Source organism: Enterobacter sp. Lyrl_3 (genome assembly GCF_051948675.1).
Taxonomy (GTDB): domain Bacteria; phylum Pseudomonadota; class Gammaproteobacteria; order Enterobacterales; family Enterobacteriaceae; genus Enterobacter; species Enterobacter cloacae.
On record NZ_JAYJLI010000067.1, the window covers coordinates 1 to 539 of the forward strand.

At 51.9% G+C, this 539-nt stretch carries 1 protein-coding gene; it reads left to right on the forward strand.

Annotated elements, in window-relative coordinates; translation table 11 throughout:
- Positions 1–539, forward strand: a 539-nt coding sequence (locus tag VF709_RS24920; RefSeq protein WP_255321543.1) for an EF-Tu/IF-2/RF-3 family GTPase, incomplete at both ends; no start/stop codon positions are given.

The following is a 539-nucleotide window of genomic DNA, read 5'->3' on the forward strand; positions in this document are numbered from 1 at the left end:
CCAGAACCAGAGCGTGCGATTGATAAGCCATTCCTGCTGCCAATCGAAGACGTATTCTCCATCTCCGGTCGTGGTACCGTTGTTACCGGTCGTGTAGAGCGCGGTATCATCAAAGTGGGTGAAGAAGTTGAAATCGTTGGTATCAAAGAGACTGCGAAGTCTACCTGTACTGGCGTTGAAATGTTCCGCAAACTGCTGGACGAAGGCCGTGCTGGTGAGAACGTTGGTGTTCTGCTGCGTGGTATCAAACGTGAAGAAATCGAACGTGGTCAGGTTCTGGCGAAGCCAGGCTCAATCAAGCCACACACCAAGTTCGAATCTGAAGTGTACATCCTGTCCAAAGACGAAGGCGGCCGTCATACTCCGTTCTTCAAAGGCTACCGTCCACAGTTCTACTTCCGTACAACTGACGTGACCGGTACCATCGAACTGCCAGAAGGCGTAGAGATGGTAATGCCAGGCGACAACATCAAGATGGTTGTGACTCTGATCCACCCAATCGCGATGGACGACGGTCTGCGTTTCGCAATCCGTGAAGG